Annotated in this window: 5 protein-coding genes; 1 reads left to right on the forward strand and 4 read right to left on the reverse strand. The window is 42.6% G+C overall.

Annotation, left to right across the window (positions count from 1 at the left end):
• The first annotated feature begins 511 nt into the window (after positions 1-511).
• Positions 512-1,753, forward strand: coding sequence for a transposase family protein (locus tag Q8Q88_RS02370; protein WP_305673595.1), 1,242 nt, complete (start codon positions 512-514; stop codon positions 1,751-1,753).
• Positions 1,754-1,870: 117 nt separating this feature from the next.
• On the opposite strand, the gene Q8Q88_RS02375 is transcribed toward Q8Q88_RS02370, so the two are convergent.
• The 4 genes from Q8Q88_RS02375 to Q8Q88_RS02390 all read right to left on the reverse strand — a co-directional run bounded on the left by Q8Q88_RS02375 (position 1,871) and on the right by Q8Q88_RS02390 (position 3,209).
• Positions 1,871-2,008 carry a hypothetical protein gene (locus tag Q8Q88_RS02375; protein WP_305673596.1) on the reverse strand — a complete coding sequence of 46 codons (138 nt, stop codon included), beginning with the start codon at positions 2,006-2,008 and terminating at the stop codon, positions 1,871-1,873.
• A 29-nt stretch (positions 2,009-2,037) separates the two neighbouring features.
• Positions 2,038-2,448 (reverse strand): hypothetical protein, encoded by a 411-nt coding sequence (locus Q8Q88_RS02380; protein ID WP_305673597.1) that lies wholly within the window; start codon positions 2,446-2,448, stop codon positions 2,038-2,040.
• A gap of 301 nt (positions 2,449-2,749) precedes the next feature.
• Positions 2,750-2,995, reverse strand: a complete 246-nt coding sequence (locus Q8Q88_RS02385; protein WP_305673598.1) for a type II toxin-antitoxin system HicA family toxin — start codon at positions 2,993-2,995, stop codon at positions 2,750-2,752.
• Positions 2,988-3,209 (reverse strand): type II toxin-antitoxin system HicB family antitoxin, encoded by a 222-nt coding sequence (locus Q8Q88_RS02390; protein WP_305673599.1) that lies wholly within the window; start codon positions 3,207-3,209, stop codon positions 2,988-2,990. Before Q8Q88_RS02390 ends, Q8Q88_RS02385 begins: the two co-directional genes overlap by 8 nt.
• Between the last annotated feature and the right edge of the window lie 438 nt (positions 3,210-3,647).

A 3,647-nucleotide genomic window follows, 5' to 3' on the forward strand; every position in this document is an offset into this window, starting at 1 on the left:
CGTTCTCTTGCGGGAACCACCGCGCATCAAGTCAATAGCTCAGTCATTGAGACCATGCGCAAACAAAATCCTGATGCCAATTTCTTTGATGTTATGTTGCCGTTGTTGGAGAAGCGCCGCTCAGAGTTGTGAGGAGATACAGGACATGTACTTGACTTAAAGTAATATAAATGTTATAATGTATGTATTGATTGATCCTTGATGTTTAAACGGTTTGAAGTTTGATGAAAGGGAGAGACTATGCGAAAGTGGGCTGTACCAACCGTATTCTTGCTTCTGTGTACCATGGTCATCGTCGGCTTCTCGCTAATCACCTATGATTGGTCGGCAAAGCATCACCTGGAGCGGGTGATCGATAAAATCAGCCCACCCACGACCACGAGAATTTCCACCGCCTATTCCGAAAAGCCGGAGTCTTCTCCAATACAAGATGGAACCGAAATAAGCAACGATTCTAGCGTAAAAGGAGCCGAAGTGGCTCCTCAACGCCGAATTGTACCATGCTGGTTGTATGACCATCAGCATGCAAGACAATTCATTAGTGAGTGTCGCACAACTCAGAGAGTTCGTGAAGCTCTCAAAGGGTGCGGTGTTTCAGAGTACAGACCGAAGTGAAGCATACGAGTGGATCGGTCGAACCCTTGGTAAGTTTCGATACTTCTCCGAGACCAAGAAGAACAAGGGTATCATCAAGCGGTATATCATCATGATGACCGGATACTCGGAAACCCAGATTGACCGGCTCATCAGGAGAAAGAAGGAAATCGGGCTCGTGATACAGAGGGAGCGCACTCAACCTACGTTTCCCCGCATCTATCTCCCTCAAGACATTGCACTGCTTGCCCAAGTCGATGCGGCAGAGGCATATCGGAACGGCAAAGCAACAAAGAAAACATTTGCAGATATGTATGGTGTATATGGGGATGTGCGGTTTGAGCGGCTTTCTAAGATATCGGTTTCCCACCTCTACAATCTTCGCGGGACGCGCATCTATCAATCCCGCAGTCTTCACTATGAGAAGACCAAACCAACTCCGGTGGCAATCGGTATCAGGAAGAAACCTGATCCAGAGGGAAAACCAGGGTATTTACGCGTAGATTCAGTGCATCAGGGTGATAGAGACAAGGAGAAGGGGGTGTATCATATCAATCTTGTGGATGAAGTAACCCAATGGGAGATTGTTGGGTGTGTGGAGGGGATTTCAGAGCAATTTCTAAAACCGCTCCTTGCAGATGCACTCTCACAGTTTCCGTTTGTGATCCGTGGCTTCCATTCAGACAATGGATCAGAGTATATTAACAAGGTGGCAGCGAAACTTTTGCATACGCTTTTGATCGAGCAAACCAAGTCACGATCCAGACATACCAATGACAATGCGCTGGTGGAAGGAAAGAATGGAGCAGTCATACGCAGACACATGGGGTATATGCACATTCCGAGGAAGTATGCGTGGCTGATCAATGAGTTTTACCGAACATTGTTCAATTCCTATCTTAACTTCCATAGGCAATGCGCGTTTCCGGAGAAAGACATGGATGCAAGGGGAAAGATACGAATTACATACAATGATTATCGCACTCCGTGTGAGAAGCTGCTCTCGTTTGAAAGCGTTGAGAAGTATCTGAAGCCGGATATTACCAGAGAGGCACTGGCCGAAATACAGATGAAGCAATCACACCTTACGGCAGCCAAAGAAATGCAAGAAGAAAAACACCGATTATTTACTAAGATCAGCAATCAGATGGTACACTGATTTCAGTTCCATTTACGGATTGGAAAATACTTAGGTCGAGCGCGGAACGCGCGAAGATCCCGAGGAGTTCTTACGAGCTACTCCGTGTGTACGGACACTCTAGGACGAGGGATACAATTATACATTGCGGTCGAGACGATCATTAACCCCTGAAAACTGCCGATCCATATCCTGCTTAAGGATATGAAAACCCTCTTTTGATGCAGTTGCATCAAATCCTCGCTTAACCATTCCCGCAAGATCATCAATAGTCATTTGTTTCTTCATTTTCTTTATAACATTCACTATTTTTTAACCAAACCGCCCTTTTGTTCCAAACGCGCCACACGCACCGTAAGATGCTGCATGTCTGTATCTAAACTAGCGACCGTGCGTACCAATGGACCAAGTGTAATCTTAATATCCCGCACATCTTGGCGGACAAGATCTATACTCTCAACTACGACTGCGAGCATGTCTTTGGTGGCCATTTTACTCTCAATATATTGAAATCCCTTCTGGGTCATCATTGCAAGATCGTCAAGCATATCCTTGGTGGCCAAATTCTCAAGCATGTCTTTCGTGGCCAAATTCTCAAGCATGTCTTTCGTGGCCATTTTGCTCTCAATATCTTGGAATTTATGATCAACACCCTGAAACCCCTTTTGAACCACAACTGCAAGATCGTCAATAGTCATTTGTTTTTTTGCTTTCATAATATAGTAATAATAATACCCAAAAACCTTCTGTCAAATAGAAAACTGCAGAGATACAATAATTACAATTTACCCCTGTGGATAACTCTCTTTTTCAATCACTCATTGATACAAAAAATTTAGAAGAAAACAAGATGCATGTGCTATTACCTCCCCCTATTATACAACCGCTTAATTTCATCTCCCGACAACGCGCGGCTTGCCCCGTTAGAGATCAGAAAGCGTTTCAATCTGTATAATAATACATCATTCATTTCAACCGGGGTAAATAGATGCGGACGTAATCGAGGAAATCAAAAAATCAATCCGTATAAAACAACGGTTTTAATTTCTCTTCTCCTAAATAAACAGTTGCTTTGCGATAAATAGATTTGATTGTGCCTTTTGCAACTGATGCGTGACGCGGGACAACAATCACTTGCTTTTCACCACTGACAATTCTACTCAATTTGCAATGACTGCCTTTTGAAAAAGATAGCGTAAAGCCGAATTTTTCAAAAATTGAGACGATATCGTCGCCAGAAAGATTGCGTATGCGATTAGGCATATGCGGGTATTTCAAAATTTATAAGCAAAGAGGGATTATTCGCAACACCGATTTCTTCCGCGTTTTCATCGTGCATATACACCTCAACAGCTTCTTTGATATTAGAAATAAGCTCTTCAAAGGTTTGAGCTTGCGTTATAATAGGTAAATCTATCGCTTCCGCAACATAATAATTATCACTTTTTGATATAAAAAATTGTATTATCTGCTTCATAATTCACATAGTAACATGCCAAGCATAAATTGCAAATCAGAAATTTACCTCCCCACATTATACAGCCGCTTCACTTCATCTCCCAATAGCGCGCAGCTTGCCCCGTTAGATGTTTACTATCTAACGGGGTGAACAGATGCGGACGTCGTCAATGACGATATGTAAAAAAATCACAGTTGCGATAGTAATCGCTCGTAATCATCATGATTACCAATCCAAAACCAAAACATCTGATCATTTTTTAAATAGCCGATAGCTCGGTATCCCTTCGTAATGCGAATTGACCAAAAAGGCTTGCCCACATTCAATTTACAAGTGCAACCTGGGGATAAATTTTTTTAATGTTTTCACGTAATGACTTTTGATGTAATTTGTTCATTTCAAATTCATAGGCCTCGTTCGGCGTTTGATAACCAAGACATTTCATCGGACGATTAT

The organism is Phenylobacterium sp., from assembly GCF_030697925.1.
In the GTDB taxonomy this organism is placed as follows: domain Bacteria; phylum Pseudomonadota; class Alphaproteobacteria; order Caulobacterales; family Caulobacteraceae; genus Phenylobacterium.

Bases quoted from the DNA above. Each gene is read 5' to 3' on its own strand.
- Q8Q88_RS02370 (WP_305673595.1), top strand. From the start codon at position 512: ATGACCATCAGCATGCAAGACAATTCATTAGTGAGTGTCGCACAACTC.
- Q8Q88_RS02390 (WP_305673599.1), bottom strand. From the start codon at position 3,209: ATGAAGCAGATAATACAATTTTTTATATCAAAAAGTGATAATTATTAT.
- Q8Q88_RS02385 (WP_305673598.1), bottom strand. From the start codon at position 2,995: ATGCCTAATCGCATACGCAATCTTTCTGGCGACGATATCGTCTCAATT.
- Q8Q88_RS02375 (WP_305673596.1), bottom strand. From the start codon at position 2,008: ATGACTATTGATGATCTTGCGGGAATGGTTAAGCGAGGATTTGATGCA.
- Q8Q88_RS02380 (WP_305673597.1), bottom strand. From the start codon at position 2,448: ATGAAAGCAAAAAAACAAATGACTATTGACGATCTTGCAGTTGTGGTT.